Genomic DNA, 21351 nt, shown 5'->3' with positions numbered 1-21351 from the left:
GCCTCTTCTTTTATCAATTTATTTTTTATTTCCCTTTTTCATTTTTTTGAAAAGGGGCTTTTTATTAAAAGTAGGTCTTTAACCACTTTCATCTTTTATTATTTTTCTCCGTTAACCGTTCATTAACCGAACGGAGCTACTTTTATTTCTACATTGCTCAGCAAATCAAACTATTAACATCATGAAAAAATTATTAGTACTACTTTTAGTTAGTGTAAGCAGTGTAACAAGCACTTTTGCACAAGACTGTACCGTAGCGGCTACACTGCCCTACTTAGAAGATTTAAGCAACGGTGATCCAGCTTGTTGGGAATATGAGAATACAGATGCCGCAGCTCCAGAATGGGCATTCAACAACGGTATAGATTTAACTGGTAATGGAACTAACGACCCTTTTATGGGGCTTATCCCTGCCAATGTTTCCAATAGAGAAAAAGACGATTGGGCCTTTACCCAAAAAATACAGATGGAAGCAGGAATAGCCTATGCTATTTCTGTTGACTATAACTCCTTAGGTTTAGGAAATGCGGTAGCTAATGAAAACTTTGAACTTGTTATAACAGACGCACCAAACTCAACCGCAAGTTTTAGCGAAGTTTTAGGCACCTATAACGACATTACACAACAAGGTTCATTTCCAGGTAGTGCTGGGGATAACGTTTTAGAAAATGCTTATACTGCCCAAGAAAGTTTCACCCCAACCACTTCGGGGGAATATTATGTCGCCATTCACGCACTTGGAGCCTCTGGAAATGACTCTGGCGTTTTTATGGTTTTCAATACCATTGTAGAAGAAGCACCTATAGTTTGTGAAGCTGTGACAGTTCCTTATAATGAAGATTTTGAAAACGAAGATCCTGCGTGTTGGGCGTACGAAAATACAGATGGATTTGGCCCTGAGTGGATGTACAATAATAGTGTAGACATTGACGGTGATGGCACAAATGACCCGTTATTATCAATCACTCCACCATCGGTTCAAGACGTAACAAAAGACGATTGGGCCTTTACCCAAAAAATACAAATGGAAGCCGGGACCGAATATTTTGTTTCCGCACATTACAACACCATAAACTTGGGTACGGCAACGGCACACGAAACGTTTGAATTGGTCGTATTGGATGCTCCTAATTCTAACGCTGCTTTTCAAGCCGTTTTAGAAACGTATGGCGATGTAACCCAACAGGGAGCCTTTCCTGGCAATAACGATGGAGAGGATATCGAATCACAAGCTTATTTTACTGAAAAAGGTTTTACACCAACAACTACTGGCGAATATTACGTAGCAATTCACGCAACGGGTTCAAACAGCACTCAAGCTGCTCCTTTGCTTATATTTGACATAGCAGTAAACGACACTCCAATTGGTCCCGATTGTACCGAAGTAGCGACTGTTCCCTATGCTGAAGACTTTAGCAATGGTTCTCCAGAGTGTTGGGAATACGAAAACACCGATACCGCAGCACCAGAATGGGTTTTTAACGATAGCGTTGATATTGACGGTGATGGAACAAACGACCCCATACTTACCCTAATACCGAATAATGTTTCAGCAACAGCTAAAGACGACTGGGCGTTTTCAAAAAAGATTCAGTTAATAGCTGATGCTGAATACCAAATTTCAGCATATTATAATGCCTTAAACTTAGGAAATGCATCAGCTTCAGAAAATTTTGAACTGGTCATTACCGATGCCCCAGACAGCGGCTCGATCGTTGAAGTGTTGGGAACATACAACGATGTTTTACAACAAGGAGATTTCCCTGGAAACAACGATGGAAATGATGTAGAATCACAAGCATACCTAGCTGAAGAAATTTTTACTCCTACAAGCACTGGTGAATATTACATAGCTATCCATGCAACCGGTACCAATGGGGCTGAAGCAGGTGGATTCTTATTATTTGATGTAGCAATTGAAAGCTATATTGAACCCGGAGATGGTGAATTGTTGTTATTTTCACAATCGACTATTAGCGGTGTAAATGGAAATGGTAGTAGTGCCGTAGGTTTTAATAGTAGTGAAAACCTTTTATGGCAAGAAGCAACCGGCATAGAAGCAATAGGCGGAATAAATCCACAAAACGGAGTTGGTGGGGATGTAAAAATTTCTGATGATGGAAATACGGTAATTGGTCCATACACTAATCCAGAAAATGGATTAAAAGAAATGAGTATGTATGATGTACCTACCGAAACTTGGACTTCTTTAGGAGGTATTGGCGGACAAAGTGGAGAACAAATAAGCTCCGCTTGGGGCATTTCTGCCGATGCAAGTACTATTGTTGGCTTGGGTTGGCTACCTACTTCAGGTGCTCATGCTATCTCATGGACCGAAAGTACAGGGGTTGTTGACTTAGGGTCTACAGTACCTGATGCTAGTAGTAGAGCCAACAACGTGAGCGGAGACGGATCTGTAGTTGTAGGTTGGCAAGATACAGAAACAGGCTTTAGACAAGCTGCAGTATGGACCAACGGAGTACAGCAAGTTATTTCTTTCCCTAATGGAGATAGAGCACAAGAAGCTGGTGCCATATCAAACGACGGTGTTTGGATTGGTGGTAACGGAAACTTTGCCAATAATTTTCAAGCATATCGTTGGAGCGAGGCTACAGGAATTGAATCGTTAGGGCCAGCGCTACAACCTGGGTGGCGAGGTGCCACTACCGCCCTATCTGAAGACGGAAGTGTAGTAGTAGGTTTTTATCGCCCACAAGGTCCAGCTTTGTTTGGCAGCGGATTTATTTGGACCGAAGCTTTAGGCGTTACTGACCTTAACGAGTATGCAGAAGCATTGGGCATCGACACACAAGGTATTGTGATGTCACTTCCTTTAGATATTTCAGCCGATGGAAGTACCATTGTAGGTGCAGGACGTGACACTAACAACCAACGAGTAGGTTTTATTTTGAAATTAGATGAAACTATATTGGGCACTGAAACAATAACCCCTACACTAGACATAACTTACTATCCTAACCCGGTGCGTGATATTTTAAACATTTCATCACCAACGGAAATAGAAAATATTTCAATCTATGCCGTGACCGGACAGGAGGTATTGACAAAAGCTCTTAATGGAGCAAATACACTAGATGTTTCATCATTATCAAATGGAATATACTTTGTAAAAGCGTTTGGAAAAAATACTTCCACGACGTTTAGAATCATCAAAAATTAGTGAGTTTAGTTAATAGTTATTAATTGATGATGCCCCCGGAGCTTTTAGTTTCGGGGTTTTTATTCATTTGATTTTTGGGAAAGAATACTATTTCAGAAAAAAATGAAACTTAATTTCTAGAAGAAGGTTAGCCTGATTAGCTAATTGTCTAGAAAATAATCTTCTTGTTACTCTGAAGAAGACTTGACTGAGGAATCTATTGTTATTAATGAAAAATTCCTTTTTGCTTGAAAAGAACGGCTTATATTATGCGGTGCTTTTACTTTGGCTAACATGCTCTGCTTATTGAATTTTTACATTACTGTAATTGGCATTAACGGTCACATTTTTACCAGCATTACTGTTTTTGTTAAACCCTCTAACCAATACACGGTTGTAATTTTTAGTTCGATTTAAATCAAGTGATTTTGGATATTGTAAGGTAGATTTTTTTCCGTTGAAATAAAAAGAAAAAGCAGTATCGGGCATGTATAACACAGCATCTGTATTTTCTAATAAAATATCAATATTCTTAAATCCGTTGGAAACATGAGTTACTTTTAAGTTTCCGAAAGAGCCTGCTAAAATAGCTTCTTTTTCTACATTCCCTATTAATACATCACTAGAGTTTGCTTGTAGATTAATCGTATTTACATCTGCAATGTTACAGCTTTCAACAAATTGAAGATATAATGTGCCATTATTCCAATTATTGACTACAACTGGTGCATAAGAAGCATTGATGAGGGTTTCTCCCCCATCAATACTATTTGCTGTAAACGGTGAATGATTCAATGTAGCCTTTACATTTACTGCATCTGCCATTTCAATTTCTCCATGCCGAACATCAATTTCAGTTTTTGCTCCTTTCGGCATTTTTATTTTAATGGTTTTTACGCCTTTTGATTTATTGGTTTTAGACTTTTTAGTTTTATTCCCTTGAATGATGATGGTTTTATTACCAAAAGGATCGGTTTGAACTGTTTTGCTATAATTACCATCTTCTCCTCCGTATCTAGCTTCCATTTCTTTTTCAAAACGTTTGCCCCAAGCTTCCATACGTTTTCCGAAATTTTCACCCCAGCCTTGCATTTTAGATTCCCAAACAGCGGCAATGCTATCAGACTTTTCTTCGTTATATTGATTAGCAAATTCATTGCCCCATTGTTCCATTTTCACTTCGAAGTCTTTGCCAAATTTTTTGTCCATTTGCTTTTCAAACTTCTCTATATAAGCTTCTTCGTCTTTTTGAAACTCTTCGTAATCAAAATCTATGTTGCCAATATCTTTCAATAAATCATCTGGGAGATTTGGGATTTTCATATTACTAATCATAGGAACAATCATTTCTTCCATCATCGGGCCTAAAAAGTCAAGGCCTCCCATTCCCTCCATATGCTCCATAGAGGCCATACCATTCCAGCTATTTCCCCCTTTAGAGGTTATCACAACTTTATTGCTATTGCCTAGTACACTAAAGTCCCAATTGTCAAATAGTTCTTGTTTTTCTGCCTCAGAAAGCTTCTCTCCCTCTATATAGGCTTCTACTTCAACTTTGTCTCTATTCCATGTTTCAAAAATAATGCGAGTATGACTTGTATTTACTGAAACAGTAGCGTCATCCTTTACGTTAAAGGTTTCTTTGTATTGCTCTTGTGCAATTGTTATTGCAGTAGAAATTAATAGTATAATTGTGGTAATACTTATTTTAAATAATACTTGTGGTCTCATCTTTTTGATTTTTTAGTTCTTTTAATTTGTTTTTAAGTTTGAACAGCAATTCCAAACGTAATTGCAAATTATCGATCAATGCAGTGATGGTTGCTTCGCTAGGGCCTGCTTCGTTTAAATCTAGTGTAAGACGTTTATATTCTTTGTTTAGTTTACTTAACTGATTCATATACCCATCGATTAATTCTTTGTTATCGCCTTTTATTTTAAGGGAAGCTAACTGTACATTGATTCCGGTCTGGTAATAGTTTTCTACTTTTTTAAGTTCAGGTGAAAGATCGCCCAATGTTATTTTTGCCAAATTAGTATTAGTTTCAGTATTTTGTTTAGGAGCTTCAACTACCTCAATAGGGTTTTCTTTAGAAAGTTGTTGGTATCCAAAAAAACCGACAGAAAGTAGCACAATAGCAATCGCAGCCACTTTAAGCCATATAAAGTTTGAGGAGGGTTGGGGTTTTCTTGTTTTGGTTTCTCCAAATGCCTCTTCTAATTTTTTTTCAAAACGTGTTTCGTGACCTTTTGAAGGTTTTGTAATCTCTTCAGGCCTGTTTTCAAACATCTTCCTAATATCCTGTGCCATCTTGTACGTGTTTTAATTGTTTTTGCAATTGTATTTTTCCGCGGTGTAAATTGGTTCGAGATGCACTTTCTGAAATATTTAAGATTTCAGAAATCTCTTGATGATCATACCCTTCCAATAAATATAACTTCACTATGAGTTTATGATTTTCATTTAATGTTGCAATTGCTGCTTTTACTTCTTCTACTGTTGTCTTGTCCGGCACATGCCATGCGTCATCTTCATCAACAATATGCAAGGTCTCCTCGTTTAAAGACTGTATTTCTAGCTTTCTAGCTTTGATAATATCTAGACAAGTGTTAATCACAATCCGTTTCAACCAAGCACCAAAGGTGACGTCCCCTTTGAATTGCTCCAGTTTTTGAAACGCTTTTATAAACGCTTCTTGCATGGCATCTTCTGCCGCTGCCGTGTCCCTCATATACCGTTGTGCTATGATAAACATACCATCACAATATTTTTTATAAAGTGCCAACTGCGCTTTGCGATTGTGCTGTTTACATTGTTCAACAAGTAATGAATTGGACAAGCTTGATGGTTTTTTTGGTTGCTGTTCAGTTAAAAGACGACACTTTTATACGTGTGTTGCAAATCTTAACATATTTTAGCTTAAATTAAATATAAATTTACAGCCATAACTAAAGCTTTTATAGTAAATTTGGTATAAATCACTGTTTATGAAGAAGAAATACGCTGACTTTAATAAATTAAATCGTTTGTTGGTTGCTAGTTTTGAAGCAGAAAAGCTTTATTACAATGCTGCTCAAGATGCACATACTACCCATTTAAAACGGTTTTTGAACTATATGGCTACCGAACGTAACCGGATGAGTCATGATATTTCCAATGAACTGCATTCCCGCGGTATAGAACCACTTAAAGAGGATTCAGACAAAGGAAATATTGACCGAACTTGGCAAGAAATAAAAGAAGCCTTGGAAAAATTTGATGCTACCGTTATTTTAAATCAATGTATATCAAGAGATATAAATAATATTAAAAGATACGATGAACTATTAGAGCGCAGAGAGTTGCCCGATGGTATTTTAAGTCTTTTAGAAAAGCAAAAGCAAAAATTGCAGTGGTACATTAAGCAATCTGAACAACATAAAGAAACCCATTTCGTTCCAGAACCCCAACAAGCAGCTGAAAAGAAGGAAAGCAGCGATGAAGGTTCAAAAAAAAACAATGATAATAAAAGAGAAGATGATGACGATGAAAGAGGAAGGGTAATCCCTTTGAGAGCTATTTAGTTAGATCTTTTATTCTAAAAACAAAAAAATCCCTTTTCAGTTTGAAAAGGGATTTTTTTGTTTTGTATTACTTACTCTGTTGTTTATTCGTCCAACATCAAGTTAAGGGTTACTGTAATATTATCTCGTGTAGCTCTAGAGAATGGACAAACTACATGTGCTTGGTTTACCAAATCTTCTCCAGTTTCCACGTCTACTCCCGGAATATAACAGTCTAAAGTTGCTTTTAATTGCAAATTACCTTTTTCGGTTTTACCAATTCCTATTGTTGCTGTCACGCTTATTTTTTCGGTATCAACCTCAACGCCCTTTTTTTCGGCTATGGCTTCTATAGCGCTTCCAAAACAAGCTGCGTAAGCAGAACCAAATAATTGTTCAGGATTGGTACCATCACCACCTTCACCACCCATTGATTTGGGTACTGATAGGTTAAGATCTATTGGTCCATCTTCGGTTTTAACGTGTCCCTTTCTCGCTCCTTTAGCTACTGAAGTAGCTTCGTATAATGTTTTCATTTTTTGCTTTTTTTATTTAATAATATTCAATATACTATGGTTTCATCGCTTTTTAAAACCGATATTCATAAAATTGTCATAAATTTCAGCAATGGCAGAAAAGCAAAATAATAGCAAAGCGCTTTCAGAAAAAAAAGGAATTGATCAACCTATGCGATTAAACCCGAAGGCTGCAGAACGTTTGAAAAAAAATCGAAGCAAAGCTCCTTCTACTCAAAAAATAACGGAAGGATTGCTTGCAGGAAACAAAACGCAATTAAGTCGTGCCTTAACACGAATAGAGAGTACTGCAGAAAAACACCAGCAACAAGGACGAAAGATTATTGAAGCCTGTTTGCCACACGCCAATAAATCAATACGGATTGGGGTGACCGGTGTACCGGGAGTAGGAAAAAGTACTTTTATTGAAAGTTTTGGTAAACTGCTGACTTCAAAAAAGAACAAAGTAGCCGTGCTCACGGTAGATCCTAGTAGCACATTGAGCAAAGGCAGTATTTTAGGCGATAAAACCCGAATGGAAGAATTGGTAAAGGACCCCAATGCATTTATAAGACCCTCAGCCAGTGGCGACTCGTTGGGTGGTGTAGCACAGAAAACACGAGAAGCCATTATTTTATGTGAAGCAGCTGGCTATAATATTATTATTATTGAAACCGTGGGTGTAGGTCAAAGTGAAACTGCTGTCCATTCTATGACCGATTTCTTTTTATTGTTAAAGCTAGCTGGTGCCGGAGACGAATTACAAGGTATAAAACGCGGGATCATGGAAATGGCCGATGCCATCGTGATTAATAAAGCAGACGGCGAAAATTTGAAAGCGGCCAAGATGGCTAAAAATGAGTTTAATCGTGCGCTTCACCTCTACCCACCTAAAGAAAGTGGTTGGACACCAAAAACACTCACTTGTTCTGCACTTGAAAATCAAGGAATTGATGCTGTTTGGGAATTAATTGAAACGTATATTTCTGAAACAAAAGACAATGAATACTTTCAGCATAAACGCACAGAGCAAAACAAATTTTGGTTATTGCAGACTATAGAAAATACCTTAAAACGTGATTTCTATAACAACCCGAAAGTAAAAAAAGCATTGGAAGTTCAATTAAAGCTTATTAAAGCGAATAAAACTTCACCGTTTGAGGCGGCAACATATTTATTGGAGTTGAATGAGTGAGTTTATTTTTTAATAAAACTTTCTCTAAACCAGGTTATTTGTGCTTTTAACCCTTCTTCTAAGGTTGTAGTAGGATTATAATCTAATAATTTTCTGGCCTTATCTATATTCGCTTTGGTACGCGATTGATCCCCAGCACGTGGCGGTTTAGCCGAAATTTCTATCTTAGTATCTAGCAACGTTTCAACTGTTTCTATTCCAATAGCGGTTGTGCTTTCTTCTTCGGTACCTAAGTTAAAAATCTCACCATTTGCTATATTTTCTTTACCAATAATACTCACAATACCATCTACAATGTCTTGTACATACGTAAAACTCCGTAGGTGTATTTCACTGCCGTTATACAACGGAAACGGCTTATTGTTGAGTCCACAGTCAATTAATCGCGTATACAATTTATCTGGACGTTCGCGTGGTCCATACACCGAATACAAGCGCATGGAAGTAGACTGTAATTTCCCCTCGCGTGATTTTGCCAAGACCAATTGCTCTGCAGCTAGTTTGGTTACTCCGTACCACGAAGCAGGTTTAGGGGCAACATGTTCTGGAAAAGTAGCCTCTAGTCCATAAATAGAAGACGTACCAATATTTATAATAAAAGGTGGCTTTTTACACTGAAGAACAAAATCGATCAGGTTTTTAGTCGCAAGGATGTTGTTTGAGAAATAATCTTCAAAAGTCGAAGTATTCGAAATACCCGGATGTGCGGAAAAATGAAAAATATAGTCTAAATCCTCAGGAAGGACTTCAACCAAATTATCGGTACGAAGGTCGAATCGTAGTATCTCGACACCTTTTTCCGAAAGAGTTTTAGCATTAAGCTCTTTCAACTCAATGTTATAATAAGGAGAGAAGTTATCAATCCCAATTACGTGGTGTCCCATGTTAGCTAATCGTTCCGAAGTATGTGACCCTATAAACCCTGCTGCGCCTGTAACGAGTATCTTCATATTGCATTTTTCAAAGTACAAAGTAACAGCTTTTTTTATGTTTCTGAATTATTCATTAAAAAAGAAATACTTTTGCACAAACAAATTTGTAATCCTATATGTACCAATTTACCATAATTGTCCCTGTTTACAATGAAGAAGACAATCTGGAACGGGTAGAAAAAGAACTACTTGCTTACATTAAAATAGCTACTAAAAAAACGGCTGTTTTATTGGTTAACGATGGATCTTCGGACAACAGTCAAGAATTAATAGAGACCATTTGCAGCAAAAATGAAGCGTTCAACTACATTTCATTTAAAGAGAATCGTGGCTTAAGCGCTGCCATTAAAGCTGGATTTGACTATGTAGAAACACCACTTTTGGGATATATTGACTCTGATTTACAGACTGCACCGGAAGATTTTAACCTACTATTACAACATATTGGTGAATATGATTTAGTTACCGGCGTTCGAGCCGATAGAAAGGATACGTTTGTAAAAAATATGTCTTCAAAAATTGCCAATGGCATTCGGCGTACTTTTACTCACGATGGAATGGATGATACAGGCTGCCCCCTTAAAGTAATTAAAACCGATTATGCAAAACGCATCCCTATGTTCGAAGGGTTACATCGTTTTTTACCGGCTATGATTTTATTACAAAATGGAAAAATTATACAAATACCAGTACAGCATTTTCCTAGAATGGCAGGAACGGCCAAGTTTGGTGTTTGGAACCGACTTATAGGCCCTTTAATGGATTGTTTTGCCTATTTATGGATGAAAAAAAAGTACATTAATTACCAAGTAAAAAGCAAAGGATGAGCAATTGGCTTATTTATGGCATTGGCTTTTTAGCACAAGCTCTTTTTTCGGGTCGGTTGTTGGTGCAATGGATTCTTTCAGAAAAAAGTAAACGCGTTATTACCCCTTCCCTATTCTGGAAATTGAGTTTACTGGCCTCCTTTTTACTATTTGTTTATGGCTATTTACGTGACGATTTTGCCATTATGTTAGGACAATCGCTCACGTATTTTATTTACATACGAAACCTTCATTTACAAGGTGAATGGCAGAAATCACCTAAATGGTTTCAATTATTTTTGCTCGCCTTCCCAATTTTTATCGTTGTTTATGCTTATAACAACGGCGAATATGATATTAATCAATTATTTAACAACGAAGATATCCCTCTCTGGTTATTATTATTGGGAATATTTTCGCAATTGATTTTCACATTGCGTTTTGTTTATCAATGGCTGTATTCTGAAAAAACCAAAACCTCTCAACTACCCGTCGGGTTTTGGCGAATGAGTGTTGTCGGGGCTTCATTGATATTAACTTATGCAATTTTTAGAGAAGATCCCGTATTGTTTATTGGTCATATTGCTGGATTGGTAATTTACATTCGAAATATATTTATCTGGAAAAAACAACGTCGATTTGAAGGTTAAAAAAATACATATCACGATACTAATACTAGTTTGCATTGCAATATTCTTTGTAAATCTCGATGCTATCTTCGTGAACATTATGGAAGCTCGAAATTTCACAACCGCTCGTGAAATGTTACACGATGGCAATTGGCTACTTACCACATTAAATGGCGAACCACGATACCAAAAACCACCCTTGCCCACCTGGCTTACAGCGTTATCAGCAGCTACTTTTGGATTAAAAAGCTTGACCGCTCTTCGACTTCCTGCTGCTTTAATTACAGTTGTTTTAATTATATTTTCTTATAAACTAGCTTTAAAATTTACCCGTAGCAGGACATACGCTTTTGTATCATCCTTGATTATGGCGACATCTTTTTACATTGTCTTTGCCGGGCGAAATGGCCAATGGGATATTTTTACCCACGGGTTTATGATGGTCTGCATTTACCAATTATACCTCTTTTTTACTTCGGAAGAAAAAAAATACCAACACGCGTTAATCGCTGCCCTCTTTTTTGGGTTTTCGTTTATGAGTAAAGGACCTGTTTCTTTGTATGCACTGTTATTACCCTTCTTAATTTCCTTCGGAATTGTTTACAAATACCATAACTTTAAATCTAGAATACTGCCGTTGCTTGTCTTTTTAGTAGTCGCACTACTTGTTTCAGGTTGGTGGCATTGGTACACCTTCACTTTTGATACGCAAGATGTTGCTGCCATTACCAAAAAAGAAACCTCAAATTGGACCAGCTATAATGTGCGTCCTTTTTATTACTATTGGAGTTTTTTTACACAAAGCGGCGTTTGGACGATTCCTGCTTTTGTTGGCTTGCTCTTTCCATATTTAAAAAATCGAGTATTCAATAAAAAGGCGTATTTATTTACGTTTTTGTGGACGATGGTTTCGGTTGTATTGCTTTCAATTATTCCTGAAAAGAAATCACGCTATTTACTTCCAGTGCTGATTCCATTGGCTTTGAATACGGGTTTTTATATTGAATATCTCTTTCGAAGGTTTTCTGAATTAAAAGATAAACGAGAAACCATTCCTGTGTATTTTAACTTCGGATTGATCGCTACTATCGGTCTTATTTTCCCAATAGGTGGTTATTTATTTTTAGGTTCGGAAGCACTTTCTGGAAATTGGGGTTGGTACATTGTACTTTCCATTGTTTTAATTGCAATTGGAGTTTTTATAATTAAAAAATTAATTCAGAAAAAAATAAAACCGGTTTTCTATTTAACCATTGCTTTTATTGCTTCCATTATCTGTTTTGGAATGCCGCTCGCCAAAACATTGACGATTAATCCAGAATATAAAAGTTTGGCTAAATTGAATGATTGGCAGCAGAAAACCAATTTAAACGTCTACGAACTCACGTACTTTACTCCTGAAATGATTTGGGAATACGGACAACCTATTGAAGTACTCAAAAAAGACGAGCGCTTTAAAACACCTAATGAAGCTACTTTTGGCGTGCTCGTTGCAGAACCGGATAAAGAATATTTCAGAAAACAATTTGAGGGTTATTCCATAGAAAAAGTAACACGTTACGATATGAATCCTAATGCCCCTGGCAGTCGTACGCACCGTGATCGTTTGTATAGGGATTTGTATTTGGTGAAAAAGTAACACTTCGGTACTTCGATACAAATAGTTAAGAATTGCATTCTTAACTATTCACTCAGTATCCTACATTTCAGCATTTGTTTTCCATTCTGAACTATTCACTCAGTGGCCTTCGTTATGAATCTACTTAAATCTAATTTTTCACAAACCTCCGTTGTCCCCAAAGCTGTAATTTATAGAATAACAGCCCTATTAGGCCTCCAAAAAACATTCCGGTAACAATATCCAAAGGATAGTGAACGCCTAAATAAATACGGCTGTATGCAACTACAGCAGCCCAAAATAATAAAAGAAAGGGCAGATACCTATACCATTTTTTTAATAATAAGCTTAAAAATACAGCTGCAGCCATCGAACTGGCAGCGTGGGCAGAAAAATATCCATAGCGGCCACAGCGCACTGCTACATAACGCATGGTTTCACGCAAGGTCTCTACTTGACATGGACGTGGACGTTTTATTCCATATTTAAATAAATTGGCTAATTGGTCGGTTGCAGTAATCATTAAAGCCACACTTATTAATACAACCAAAGTGCCTTTTAGCCCATAATGTTTATAAACAAGGTATAATAGAAACGCATAAATAGGAATGGATGACCATTTTTCAGTCACGATTAACCAAAACCCATCCCAAGAAGTGTTTCCCAGTTTATTGAGTAACAAAAAAATCTCGGCATCATATTTCAGTAGTTCTTCAATCATCTTCGTAACGGGCTACTTCGCGGTCATAAAATTCGGTTGCTTCTTTAATGTAATTTTCAGTTTCGGACTCCAATTCTTTTTGGTCGTGGTTGTCAAATTCTTCTAGCCATTCCACCTCATCATCTTCAAGATTGATTATAAAACGGGGAAACTCCGTATGGATTACAAAAATAGCGTTGGGATAATCAGTATTATCGCCTAAAATATATTTGGGTAATGTCATGTTGATAAATTTATAAAACTAGACAAGTTCTGCTTCAGCTTTACTTGCAATTAATTTTTTTGAAAGGTAATTAAATCTTATGAATAACAGTATGCCGGAAACGGTAAGACCTGCCAAGAGTCCAAACCAAATTCCTGAGCTTCCATATTCAGTAAGCGTACTTAGGTAGTACATAATAGGAAACCCGATTAACCAATAGGCAACAAAAGTAATTAGAGTAGGTATTTTTACGTCTTGCATACCACGTAATGCCCCCAAAGCTACCACTTGTACCGTGTCGGATATCTGGAAAACAGCCGCAATTAACAACAATTTAGCAGCGATTGAAACCACTTCATAATTATCGGCAAATTCGGTTGCATTATCGTAATCTAAATACAGTTTTGGTAAAGCTGTATTAAAAATCATGAAAAATATAGCAAATACGACTGCTAGTATGGTAGAAAGCAGAAAAATAGAAAATGTAATTCGGCGTAATTCTAAAAATCGCTTTAATCCTTTTTGGTTACCTACACGTATCATAGCTGCCACACTAAAACCTGTGGCAACCATAAACGTCATAGACGACAGGTTTAAGGCAATTTGATTAGCCGCTTGCGGGTTTTTTCCTAAAATTCCTGAAAGCCATATAGCAGACGTGAAAATAGCTACTTCAAAAAACATTTGCATAGAAGATAAGCTTCCTAAGTTAAATACCTTTTTAAGCATTGCTTTTGATAGCGTAAAGAATTTGATATTTAAGACAAAATTCCTCGATTTATGATGTTGTGATAGCATATACCAAAGGTAAATTACCATGATAACACGTGAAGCCAACGTTCCAATAGCGGCACCGACCACACCCATTTCAGGCATTCCCAGTTTTCCGAAGATGAAAATATAGTTTAAAATAACGTTTACCACGTTCGCCACAATAGTAGCATACATTGGATAGCGCGTCATCGATAAACCGTCGCTAAACTGCTTAAAAGCTTGAAAAATTATTAGCGGAATAATAGATATAGCTACTAAGTTAAGATACGGCATTGCTAGCTCGACAACCTCTTCAGGTTGGTTCATTATATACATCAACGGTTTTGCTAATAGCAAAACCAAAAACATAGCTATGGCTAATACAGAACATAAAAACAGTCCATGTTTAAAAGATGATTTACCGGCTTCAAAATTGTTTTCACTATCTGCCTCGGCAACCAAGGGGGTTATCGCTGTAGAAAAACCAATACCAATAGACATGGCGACAAACATAAAACTGTTTCCTAAGGATACGGCGGCAAGTTCTGCGGTTCCCAATTGCCCTACCATGATATTATCAACTAAAGCCACTACTGTATGCCCTAACATACCTAATATTACAGGCGTAGCGAGACGAATGTTATATTTAAACTCTTTAGTATATTGTCGTAACAACTTGAAAATTTTTTTGGCAAAGGTAGCAAACCCAATCGGACTAAATTTGGTAACTTTCCGTAAAATTTCAAAACCATGCAGTCTCACGCCAAAACACCTGAGCAATACATCACCGAACTTCCTGAAGATCGTAAAGAAGTCATTACAAAATTTAGGAATTTAATTTTAGAAAACCTGCCCAAAGGCTTTAAAGAACAAATGAATTACGGAATGCTAGGGTATGTTGTTCCGCACTCCAGATATCCTGACGGATATCATTGCGACCCCAAACAGCCGTTGCCTTTTATAAACTTAGCATCTCAAAAAAACCACATTGCGCTATATCATTCTGGAATTTACAGCGATCCTGACTTACTAAATTGGTTTACGAACGAATGGCCTAAGCATGCTTCTAACAAACTAGATATGGGAAAAAGCTGTATTCGGTTTAAAAACCCTAAGAAAATCCCTTTCGATTTAATAGCTGAACTACTTGGCAAAATGACGGTTGATGAATGGATTGAAAAATATGAAAGTGTGGTGAAGAGCTAACGGGTACTGAGCCTTCGATAAATCCCTCCTACCGTCGCGCTACTCAGGTGTCGAAAAATTAAGCCTTAACAGAAAAGATATTATATCAACTAACACATTAGATAATTTTATAAAAGCATCGGACCTGAAAGGCGTTTCGGAGTCTTTTCCATTTTCTTTTTTTTCTTTTACTAAAGAAGAAATTGATACCTCGCAGTTTCAGTTTCCTTCAAAATTGATGCTGGGAAAGCAAGCGGAAGTATGTTTTGAATTCCTTCTGAAACACTCCAAACGATACCAGTTACACGCGGCCAATATCCAAATACAAGGTGAAACACAAACTTTGGGTGAATTAGATTATTTAGTTTTTGACAGTAAAACCAACAAAACACTTCATATTGAACTGGCTTGTAAATTTTACTTGTTTGATGATAGTTTAGGCCCGAAATACACAGCCAAATGGATTGGCCCCAACCGGAAAGATACTTTACAAGAAAAGCTGGATAAAGTAAAAGAAAAACAGTTCCCGTTATTATACGCTTCTGAAACAGCTGTAGCTTTAAAAGAATTACAACTTAATATTGCTGAGATTGAGCAGCAAGTTTGTATTAAATCATTTTTATTTCTTCCGAAATATTTCAACAAAGAACAACTCCCTGAGTATTATCAAGAATGTGTAGTGGGTACATACCTTCCTTTTTCAGAATTTGATACCGAAGAATCTAGTGATGCTCAATTTGCAATCCCTGATAAAAAACAATGGTTGCTCTCGCCTGAAAGCTTGACCGATTGGTTTTCGTTTTCCGAAGCCAAAGAACGTGTTTCCTCGCTTATAGCCAAGAAAAAATCCCCTTTGGTTTATAAAAAGCAAAAGGGTATTGTAGAAAAATTCTTTGTGGTTTGGTGGTAACTACTTGATGGTATTTTTTCCCTCGATGCTAATAGGTGAACCTTCTGCAAGCATAACTGAAGTTGGTGTAGCTGCATTTAAAAACTCAAAATCAGACCCATAATTTGCAGCAAAATCTACTTGAATATCATAATTATTCACATTATAAACACCCCATTTAGGGTGCGTAACTTCATATTCGGTGGTTTTACGGTCTGTTTGTTTGCCGTAACCCCAATAATGCTCTGTTATAAATTCGTCTTCAGAACCTGCTTGAATTGAATGGGGGATTAATTCGGTATCGAGTTTAAAAAACTGTTCTTTACCCTTTTGTGACCAATGGTATTCCGTAATGAGACTATCGTTTTTACTCTTCCAGATATGATTCATTTTTTGTGTTTCATATCGTTCATTATAAAAAGTATTGGCTATAAAAGTAACTGCTCTTTTAGGGACAATTTCTTTTACAAATACAACACCGCGCTTCCAGCCAGTTTTAGATTTGTATCGCACATAAAAGCGAAGATTCACTTCCTCGAAGTTTACGTGAAAAGGTACTTTTACTCCTAATAGTTTTACGTTTTTAAACATAAACCCTACTAGACTAGCATAGTGAGTATTATTAAATATATCTAATTCGGTATGAGCAGGAAGGAATTTTTGAAGTGATTTAGGGTCTACTTCATAATTGGCAAAAGCTAATCTTCTCCATTCTGCTGTTAAAAAACTCATCTCTTTTAGTTTTTAACTTTGCTCATTTCAGTTTTAGTTCCGTATTTATCAATTAAGTATACCAAACTTGCCATAGTTGCACCACCCAATTCTAGTTCGCGCTTGTTAATAGCATCGAACGTATCATTAGCGGCGTGATGATGGTCAAAATAGCGTTGCGAATCAGGACGTAATCCTGCTAAAACAATGTTCTCATCTTTTAAAGGGCCAATATCTGCTCCACTTCCACCTTTAGTGAAAGAATGGATTAAATAGGGTTCAAATAATGGTTTCCAGCTTTCAATTTGTGCAAAGTTTGCAGCATCGGTATCGAATGAAAAACCTCTCGGGGTAAATCCGCCGGCATCACTTTCTAATGCAAAAATATGTTGTTCATTTTTCAGTTTTGCTTGCTCAGCATATTTCTTTCCACCACGAAGTCCATTTTCTTCATTCATAAACAATACTACCCGAACACTGTGTTTTGGTTTGTAATTTATTTCTTTAAACAACCGCAATACTTCCATAGACTGTACGCAGCCTGCGCCATCGTCGTGAGAACCATCACCTAAGTCCCAAGAATCTAAATGACCGCCTACTACAATATATTTATTTGGGTATGTTGTTCCAGTAATTTCTCCAATAACGTTATATGACTGAACATCATCAAATGTTTTACAGTTTTGTTTGAAATAAAATTTAAGGTCTGGTTTTATACCCAATGCCCTGCTTAAATAATCGGCCCCATTGGTACTAATTGCACAAGCAGGAATTCTTTGATTGGCAGGCGTATCTCCATAGCTCATGGTGCCCGTATGGGGTAAATCGTCTTTACGTAAATTCATAGAGCGGACTACAATACCAACGGCTCCGTATTTAGCAGCTTCCATAGCTCCGGCATAGCGTTGATCTACGCAACCGCCGTAGGCTTCAAAAGTATTAATTAAATTAGCTTGCATAGGACGGTTATAAAAAACAATTTTACCTTCTATTTGTTCCCGTCCGTAATTTTTTAAATCTTCTAATCCTTGTACCTCAATAACCTCAGCTTTTAAACCTAATGCTGGTGTAGCTACGGAACCTCCTAATGCACAAATATCGGTTGTAGTGGAAAGTCCAGGAGCGGTTTCAATATACGCGTATTCTTTGGTTCCCCGCGTCCATTTTGGCACCATTACAGGTTGCAACCAAACCTTATCAAGACCTAATTTATTTAATTCTGCTTCAGTATACTCAACAGCTTCTTGCGCCTCTAAAGAACCTGAGAGTCTTCCGCCAATTTCGTTGGAAAGATGGTCTAGCCAATCATAGCTTTTTCCATTTAATAAAGCCATATCATAGATATTACGAATGGTAAGTGAATCTTCAATATTGACTTTTTGGGCGTAGGATTGAGAGAAAAATAAAGCGGTGAGAATTAGGGTAGCTAATTTATTCATAGATAATCTATTTTCAATTTGAATAACGGTACAAACCAATTTTCATTGTAGTTTGTTTGCTATTCATTTTTTAATTGTTCTTTATATTCCGAAATCTTGGCTTTAATTTCGGGTTCCAACTCAGGTTCTTTGATATCTTTAAAGTTGAACATGGTTTCATACAATATTTTTGAAACCAAATAACGAGCAGTTGGTTTGCTATCGGAAGGAATGATATACCACGGAGCATATTCAGTCGACGTATTATTTAAAACGTCTTCGTAGCATTTCATATACTCATTCCAAAGTTTACGTTCTTTTAAATCGCCGGGCGAGAACTTCCAATTTTTGTCTTTTTTATTCAATCGTCTTAACAAACGTTGTTTTTGTTCTTCTTTGCTAATATTTAAAAAGAATTTGAAAATTACTGTTCCGTTTTCGGATAGTGTCTTTTCAAATGCATTTATTTGTTCGAAACGTTGTTGCCAAAAGGTTTCATCTATATCTGAAACTTGGTTTACATCAGGTATGTTTTCATTTAAAATATATTCGGGGTGAACGCGCGTAACCAATACATTTTCGTAATGGGTACGGTTAAAAACACCGAATTTTCCACGTTGTGGCAATGCTATATAATGGCGCCAAAGGTAATCGTGTTTTAATTCGTTTTTTGAAGGTGTTTTAAAACTGTGTACTACTACTCCCCGACTGTTGAATTCTTCAAAAACTTCACGAATTAGGCTATCTTTTCCGGCTGTATCCATTCCTTGCAAACAAATTAATGCAGCGTATTTGCCATGGGCATACATAGTATCCTGAAACTTAGCTAAATCTTTGCGGGTAGTTTTTAAAGCATCTTTTACTTCATCTTTTGTAGCGTCTAAATCAACTTTAGTTGTTGTTTCTTTAATGTTTACTTTCTTAGATACTTTATAATCTGAAATATTAAACGCTTTCATAGTGTATTTATTTGGTTGCAAATAGTTTTACATCTTTTTCACTTACTTCGGTTCCTCCTAATATTATCAACCGTTCTACTACATTTCGAAGTTCGCGGATATTTCCTGTCCAGTCGTATTCTTTTAATTTTTTTAAGGCCTTCTCAGAGAAATTTTTATTTGCTGTTCCGTGCTCATCGGCTATTTTTTTGCTGAAATAATCTACCAATAGTGGAATGTCATCTCGGCGCTCGTTCAATGGTGGAACTTTAATTAAAATAACAGCCAGTCTATGGTATAAATCTTCCCGGAAGTTTCCTTCTTCAATTTCCTTTTTTAGGTCTTTATTGGTAGCGGCAACAATACGTACATTTACTTTTATATCTTTATCGCTACCTACACGTTGTACTTTGTTTTCTTGAAGGGCACGCAACACTTTTGCCTGCGCAGACAAACTCATATCGCCTACCTCATCTAAAAAGATAGTTCCTTTATTAGCGGCTTCAAATTTTCCTGCTCGATCTTTATTAGCGTTTGTAAAGGCCCCTTTTACGTGACCAAACAGTTCGCTTTCAATTAATTCACTTGGTATGGCGGCGCAATTTACTTCGATCATTGGACCTTTGTTACGGTCACTTTTTTGATGTAACCAATGGGCCACTAGTTCTTTACCCGTTCCGTTAGGACCTGTTATAAGGACTCTAGCTTCAGTCGGGGCCACTTTTTCAATCATTTCTTTAATGTGAAGAATTTCTTCAGATTCCCCTATCATTTGATAGTTCTTACCTACCTTTTTCTTCAATCGGGTATTTTCTACTACTAATTCCTTTCGGTCTAAGGCTATACGAACGGTATTTAGCAATCTGTTTAAATCTGGCGGCTTTGAAATATAGTCGAATGCACCCATTCGCATAGTATTGACAGCGGTATCAATATCTCCGTGACCGGAAATCATAACAATAGGTGTTTCTGGTTTTACTTTTTTTATGGATTCTAACACTTCTACCCCATCCATTTTTGGCATTTTTATATCGCAAAGTACAAGGTCGAAATCTTTGTCTTTAATAAGTTCGGTTCCCTCTAGACCATCTTCGGCCTCCGTAACTTCATACGTGTCGTTTTCTTCAGTAAGGATTTTTACCAAAACACGACGTATAGAAGCTTCGTCTTCAATTATTAAAATCTTTGGCATAACTTAGTATTTGAATTTTAATCCAGCTCGAAAGTAAGGAGTGTTTGTAGAGTTTATTTCGTAGATTTTATCACCATCATTATTTTCCATTCTGAAATTATTATAAACAGAATGAGCGGCATAACCATAAAAAAGTAAATGGTCTGTAAAAAAGTGCTCATACCCCAACCCTAAAAGTCCGATGGTATGCTCTATGTTCTCCACTTGTTTATTATTTGGGTTTTGGCTTGACATTGGAACAAAGTTATTCTGAAGGTTAGCATAAATATTATCCAAGGTCGCAAAAGCTTGTATTGCATCTTTATGACTGTCATTTAAATAATGGCGTATATTGGTCTTTGGCACCCCCAAAGTAAATGTCCAATTAGGACGAAATTCTCTAAAGTAGTTTATGAGTGGCAAGGGGTAATTACGTCCAGGAGTAGTTGAATAGGTAAGTCCTAAAATAAGTCGGTATGGCTTGGTAGCTGTAGAGTCATCCTTTTTGTCTAAAATGGCATAAATACCACCTTCGTACACAAGATCGTCACTTTCTATGCTATTTTCCAACGTAGAGTTAATCCGTGCTCCTGCCCTAACGCCAAAACGCCAATCTTTGTTAAACTTCCAAGTATATCCTAAATTGAGTCTCATATCTTGGGAGGAATCAACTAAATTATCACCAAAAGCAAGTTGGTCATCAGTATCTTTTATGGAAAAATCGATATAGCGATACTCCAAACTAATTACAAAAATGCTATTATTCTCCTTATCTAAAGGAATAGGCGCTTGAACAAGGGCTCGATACCTTTGTATGGAGTTATCTGATTTTGAAAAAGGAATGTTTAAATATTCAACCCTTGCAAGATCGGTGGTTTGTGCAAATACAGTACTGCAAAATAGGATTAGAAATAGGGTGAAAAATTTCTTAATACCGTCGTTATTTTTGTTTTTCAAATTGTTAA

Annotated in this window: 21 protein-coding genes; 8 read left to right on the top strand and 13 right to left on the bottom strand. The window is 36.7% G+C overall.

Features of this window, described 5'->3' with window-relative positions:
* The first annotated feature begins 181 nt into the window (after window positions 1–181).
* Window positions 182–3181, top strand: a complete 3000-nt coding sequence (locus DZ858_RS08220; RefSeq protein WP_117159079.1) for a T9SS type A sorting domain-containing protein — start codon at window positions 182–184, stop codon at window positions 3179–3181.
* 282 nt (window positions 3182–3463) lie between these two features.
* Here the strand turns inward: DZ858_RS08220 and DZ858_RS08215 are convergent, their stop codons facing one another.
* Genes DZ858_RS08215 through DZ858_RS08205 form a run of 3 tightly spaced genes read right to left on the bottom strand, consistent with a single transcriptional unit; the run spans window position 3464 to window position 6000 of the window.
* A complete protein-coding gene (locus DZ858_RS08215; RefSeq protein WP_117159078.1) occupies window positions 3464–4891 on the bottom strand; it encodes a YggN family protein in 1428 nt (475 codons plus the stop codon).
* Complete coding sequence (locus tag DZ858_RS08210) at window positions 4869–5471, bottom strand: hypothetical protein (protein ID WP_117159077.1); 603 nt, start codon at window positions 5469–5471, stop codon at window positions 4869–4871. The genes DZ858_RS08215 and DZ858_RS08210 overlap by 23 nt, the downstream gene beginning before the upstream one ends.
* Window positions 5455–6000: an RNA polymerase sigma factor gene (locus DZ858_RS08205; RefSeq protein ID WP_117159076.1), complete on the bottom strand. Its 546-nt coding sequence runs from the start codon at window positions 5998–6000 to the stop codon at window positions 5455–5457. The genes DZ858_RS08210 and DZ858_RS08205 overlap by 17 nt, the downstream gene beginning before the upstream one ends.
* Window positions 6001–6148: 148 nt before the next feature.
* On the opposite strand from DZ858_RS08205, the gene DZ858_RS08200 reads away from it, so the two are divergent.
* The gene (locus tag DZ858_RS08200; RefSeq protein WP_117159075.1) at window positions 6149–6724 is read left to right on the top strand and encodes a PA2169 family four-helix-bundle protein; all 576 of its coding nucleotides are present in this window, start codon (window positions 6149–6151) and stop codon (window positions 6722–6724) included.
* 83 nt (window positions 6725–6807) lie between these two features.
* Here DZ858_RS08200 and DZ858_RS08195 read toward each other — a convergent pair whose 3' ends face one another.
* Window positions 6808–7239 (bottom strand): organic hydroperoxide resistance protein, encoded by a 432-nt coding sequence (locus DZ858_RS08195; protein ID WP_117159074.1) that lies wholly within the window; start codon window positions 7237–7239, stop codon window positions 6808–6810.
* A 91-nt stretch (window positions 7240–7330) separates the two neighbouring features.
* Here DZ858_RS08195 and meaB point away from each other — a divergent pair, with 91 nt between their 5' ends.
* Window positions 7331–8413: a methylmalonyl Co-A mutase-associated GTPase MeaB gene (meaB, locus tag DZ858_RS08190; RefSeq protein ID WP_117159073.1), complete on the top strand. Its 1083-nt coding sequence runs from the start codon at window positions 7331–7333 to the stop codon at window positions 8411–8413.
* Window positions 8414–8415: 2 nt separating this feature from the next.
* Here the strand turns inward: meaB and DZ858_RS08185 are convergent, their stop codons facing one another.
* Window positions 8416–9363, bottom strand: coding sequence for an NAD-dependent epimerase/dehydratase family protein (locus DZ858_RS08185; RefSeq protein ID WP_117159072.1), 948 nt, complete (start codon window positions 9361–9363; stop codon window positions 8416–8418).
* A gap of 98 nt (window positions 9364–9461) precedes the next feature.
* Between DZ858_RS08185 and DZ858_RS08180 the strand changes: the two genes are divergently transcribed.
* From DZ858_RS08180 to DZ858_RS08170, 3 genes are read left to right on the top strand one after another with little or no spacing between them, the layout of a single operon-like run.
* Complete coding sequence (locus DZ858_RS08180) at window positions 9462–10172, top strand: glycosyltransferase family 2 protein (RefSeq protein ID WP_117159071.1); 711 nt, start codon at window positions 9462–9464, stop codon at window positions 10170–10172.
* Window positions 10169–10801 carry a lipid-A-disaccharide synthase N-terminal domain-containing protein gene (locus tag DZ858_RS08175; protein ID WP_117159070.1) on the top strand — a complete coding sequence of 211 codons (633 nt, stop codon included), beginning with the start codon at window positions 10169–10171 and terminating at the stop codon, window positions 10799–10801. Before DZ858_RS08180 ends, DZ858_RS08175 begins: the two co-directional genes overlap by 4 nt.
* Entirely contained in the window at window positions 10791–12419 is a 1629-nt protein-coding gene (locus tag DZ858_RS08170) for an ArnT family glycosyltransferase (protein WP_117159069.1), read from the top strand. Before DZ858_RS08175 ends, DZ858_RS08170 begins: the two co-directional genes overlap by 11 nt.
* A 130-nt stretch (window positions 12420–12549) precedes the next feature.
* On the opposite strand, the gene DZ858_RS08165 is transcribed toward DZ858_RS08170, so the two are convergent.
* The 3 genes from DZ858_RS08165 to DZ858_RS08155 are packed head-to-tail and all read right to left on the bottom strand — an operon-like array spanning window position 12550 to window position 14749.
* Window positions 12550–13119 carry a phosphatase PAP2 family protein gene (locus DZ858_RS08165; RefSeq protein WP_117159068.1) on the bottom strand — a complete coding sequence of 190 codons (570 nt, stop codon included), beginning with the start codon at window positions 13117–13119 and terminating at the stop codon, window positions 12550–12552.
* Window positions 13112–13342: a hypothetical protein gene (locus DZ858_RS08160; protein ID WP_117159067.1), complete on the bottom strand. Its 231-nt coding sequence runs from the start codon at window positions 13340–13342 to the stop codon at window positions 13112–13114. Before DZ858_RS08160 ends, DZ858_RS08165 begins: the two co-directional genes overlap by 8 nt.
* An 18-nt stretch (window positions 13343–13360) precedes the next feature.
* On the bottom strand, window positions 13361–14749 hold the full coding sequence (locus DZ858_RS08155) for an MATE family efflux transporter (protein ID WP_117159562.1): 1389 nt from the start codon (window positions 14747–14749) through the stop codon (window positions 13361–13363).
* A 75-nt stretch (window positions 14750–14824) separates the two neighbouring features.
* Here DZ858_RS08155 and DZ858_RS08150 point away from each other — a divergent pair, with 75 nt between their 5' ends.
* Window positions 14825–15280: a DUF1801 domain-containing protein gene (locus DZ858_RS08150; RefSeq protein WP_117159066.1), complete on the top strand. Its 456-nt coding sequence runs from the start codon at window positions 14825–14827 to the stop codon at window positions 15278–15280.
* Between the two features lie 217 nt (window positions 15281–15497).
* Window positions 15498–16169, top strand: coding sequence for a DUF1853 family protein (locus tag DZ858_RS08145; RefSeq protein ID WP_117159065.1), 672 nt, complete (start codon window positions 15498–15500; stop codon window positions 16167–16169).
* Here the strand turns inward: DZ858_RS08145 and DZ858_RS08140 are convergent, their stop codons facing one another.
* From DZ858_RS08140 to DZ858_RS08120, 5 genes are read right to left on the bottom strand one after another with little or no spacing between them, the layout of a single operon-like run.
* A complete protein-coding gene (locus DZ858_RS08140) occupies window positions 16170–16880 on the bottom strand; it encodes a YqjF family protein (RefSeq protein WP_117159064.1) in 711 nt (236 codons plus the stop codon).
* A gap of 5 nt (window positions 16881–16885) precedes the next feature.
* Entirely contained in the window at window positions 16886–18298 is a 1413-nt protein-coding gene (locus DZ858_RS08135; RefSeq protein ID WP_117159063.1) for a M20/M25/M40 family metallo-hydrolase, read from the bottom strand.
* Window positions 18299–18357: 59 nt separating this feature from the next.
* Entirely contained in the window at window positions 18358–19236 is an 879-nt protein-coding gene (locus DZ858_RS08130; protein WP_117159062.1) for a PPK2 family polyphosphate kinase, read from the bottom strand.
* Between the two features lie 7 nt (window positions 19237–19243).
* Window positions 19244–20407, bottom strand: coding sequence for a sigma-54-dependent transcriptional regulator (locus tag DZ858_RS08125; RefSeq protein ID WP_117159061.1), 1164 nt, complete (start codon window positions 20405–20407; stop codon window positions 19244–19246).
* A 3-nt stretch (window positions 20408–20410) separates the two neighbouring features.
* The gene (locus DZ858_RS08120) at window positions 20411–21343 is read right to left on the bottom strand and encodes a DUF6268 family outer membrane beta-barrel protein (protein ID WP_239990742.1); all 933 of its coding nucleotides are present in this window, start codon (window positions 21341–21343) and stop codon (window positions 20411–20413) included.
* Window positions 21344–21351 lie beyond the last annotated feature (8 nt).

The sequence above is a fragment of the Marixanthomonas ophiurae genome, assembly GCF_003413745.1.
GTDB lineage: Bacteria > Bacteroidota > Bacteroidia > Flavobacteriales > Flavobacteriaceae > Marixanthomonas > Marixanthomonas ophiurae.
Note: the sequence above shows the minus strand (reverse complement) of the source record. Positions and strands in the feature narration are given on the sequence as shown.

Excerpts from the sequence above, each read along its gene's own strand:
- DZ858_RS08220 (WP_117159079.1), top strand. The coding sequence starts at position 182 with ATGAAAAAATTATTAGTACTACTTTTAGTTAGTGTAAGCAGTGTAACA.
- DZ858_RS08215 (WP_117159078.1), bottom strand. The coding sequence starts at position 4,891 with ATGAGACCACAAGTATTATTTAAAATAAGTATTACCACAATTATACTA.
- DZ858_RS08210 (WP_117159077.1), bottom strand. The coding sequence starts at position 5,471 with ATGGCACAGGATATTAGGAAGATGTTTGAAAACAGGCCTGAAGAGATT.
- DZ858_RS08200 (WP_117159075.1), top strand. The coding sequence starts at position 6,149 with ATGAAGAAGAAATACGCTGACTTTAATAAATTAAATCGTTTGTTGGTT.
- DZ858_RS08195 (WP_117159074.1), bottom strand. The coding sequence starts at position 7,239 with ATGAAAACATTATACGAAGCTACTTCAGTAGCTAAAGGAGCGAGAAAG.
- meaB (WP_117159073.1), top strand. The coding sequence starts at position 7,331 with ATGGCAGAAAAGCAAAATAATAGCAAAGCGCTTTCAGAAAAAAAAGGA.
- DZ858_RS08185 (WP_117159072.1), bottom strand. The coding sequence starts at position 9,363 with ATGAAGATACTCGTTACAGGCGCAGCAGGGTTTATAGGGTCACATACT.
- DZ858_RS08180 (WP_117159071.1), top strand. The coding sequence starts at position 9,462 with ATGTACCAATTTACCATAATTGTCCCTGTTTACAATGAAGAAGACAAT.
- DZ858_RS08175 (WP_117159070.1), top strand. The coding sequence starts at position 10,169 with ATGAGCAATTGGCTTATTTATGGCATTGGCTTTTTAGCACAAGCTCTT.
- DZ858_RS08165 (WP_117159068.1), bottom strand. The coding sequence starts at position 13,119 with ATGATTGAAGAACTACTGAAATATGATGCCGAGATTTTTTTGTTACTC.
- DZ858_RS08160 (WP_117159067.1), bottom strand. The coding sequence starts at position 13,342 with ATGACATTACCCAAATATATTTTAGGCGATAATACTGATTATCCCAAC.
- DZ858_RS08150 (WP_117159066.1), top strand. The coding sequence starts at position 14,825 with ATGCAGTCTCACGCCAAAACACCTGAGCAATACATCACCGAACTTCCT.
- DZ858_RS08145 (WP_117159065.1), top strand. The coding sequence starts at position 15,498 with ATGCTGGGAAAGCAAGCGGAAGTATGTTTTGAATTCCTTCTGAAACAC.
- DZ858_RS08140 (WP_117159064.1), bottom strand. The coding sequence starts at position 16,880 with ATGAGTTTTTTAACAGCAGAATGGAGAAGATTAGCTTTTGCCAATTAT.
- DZ858_RS08135 (WP_117159063.1), bottom strand. The coding sequence starts at position 18,298 with ATGAATAAATTAGCTACCCTAATTCTCACCGCTTTATTTTTCTCTCAA.
- DZ858_RS08130 (WP_117159062.1), bottom strand. The coding sequence starts at position 19,236 with ATGAAAGCGTTTAATATTTCAGATTATAAAGTATCTAAGAAAGTAAAC.
- DZ858_RS08125 (WP_117159061.1), bottom strand. The coding sequence starts at position 20,407 with ATGCCAAAGATTTTAATAATTGAAGACGAAGCTTCTATACGTCGTGTT.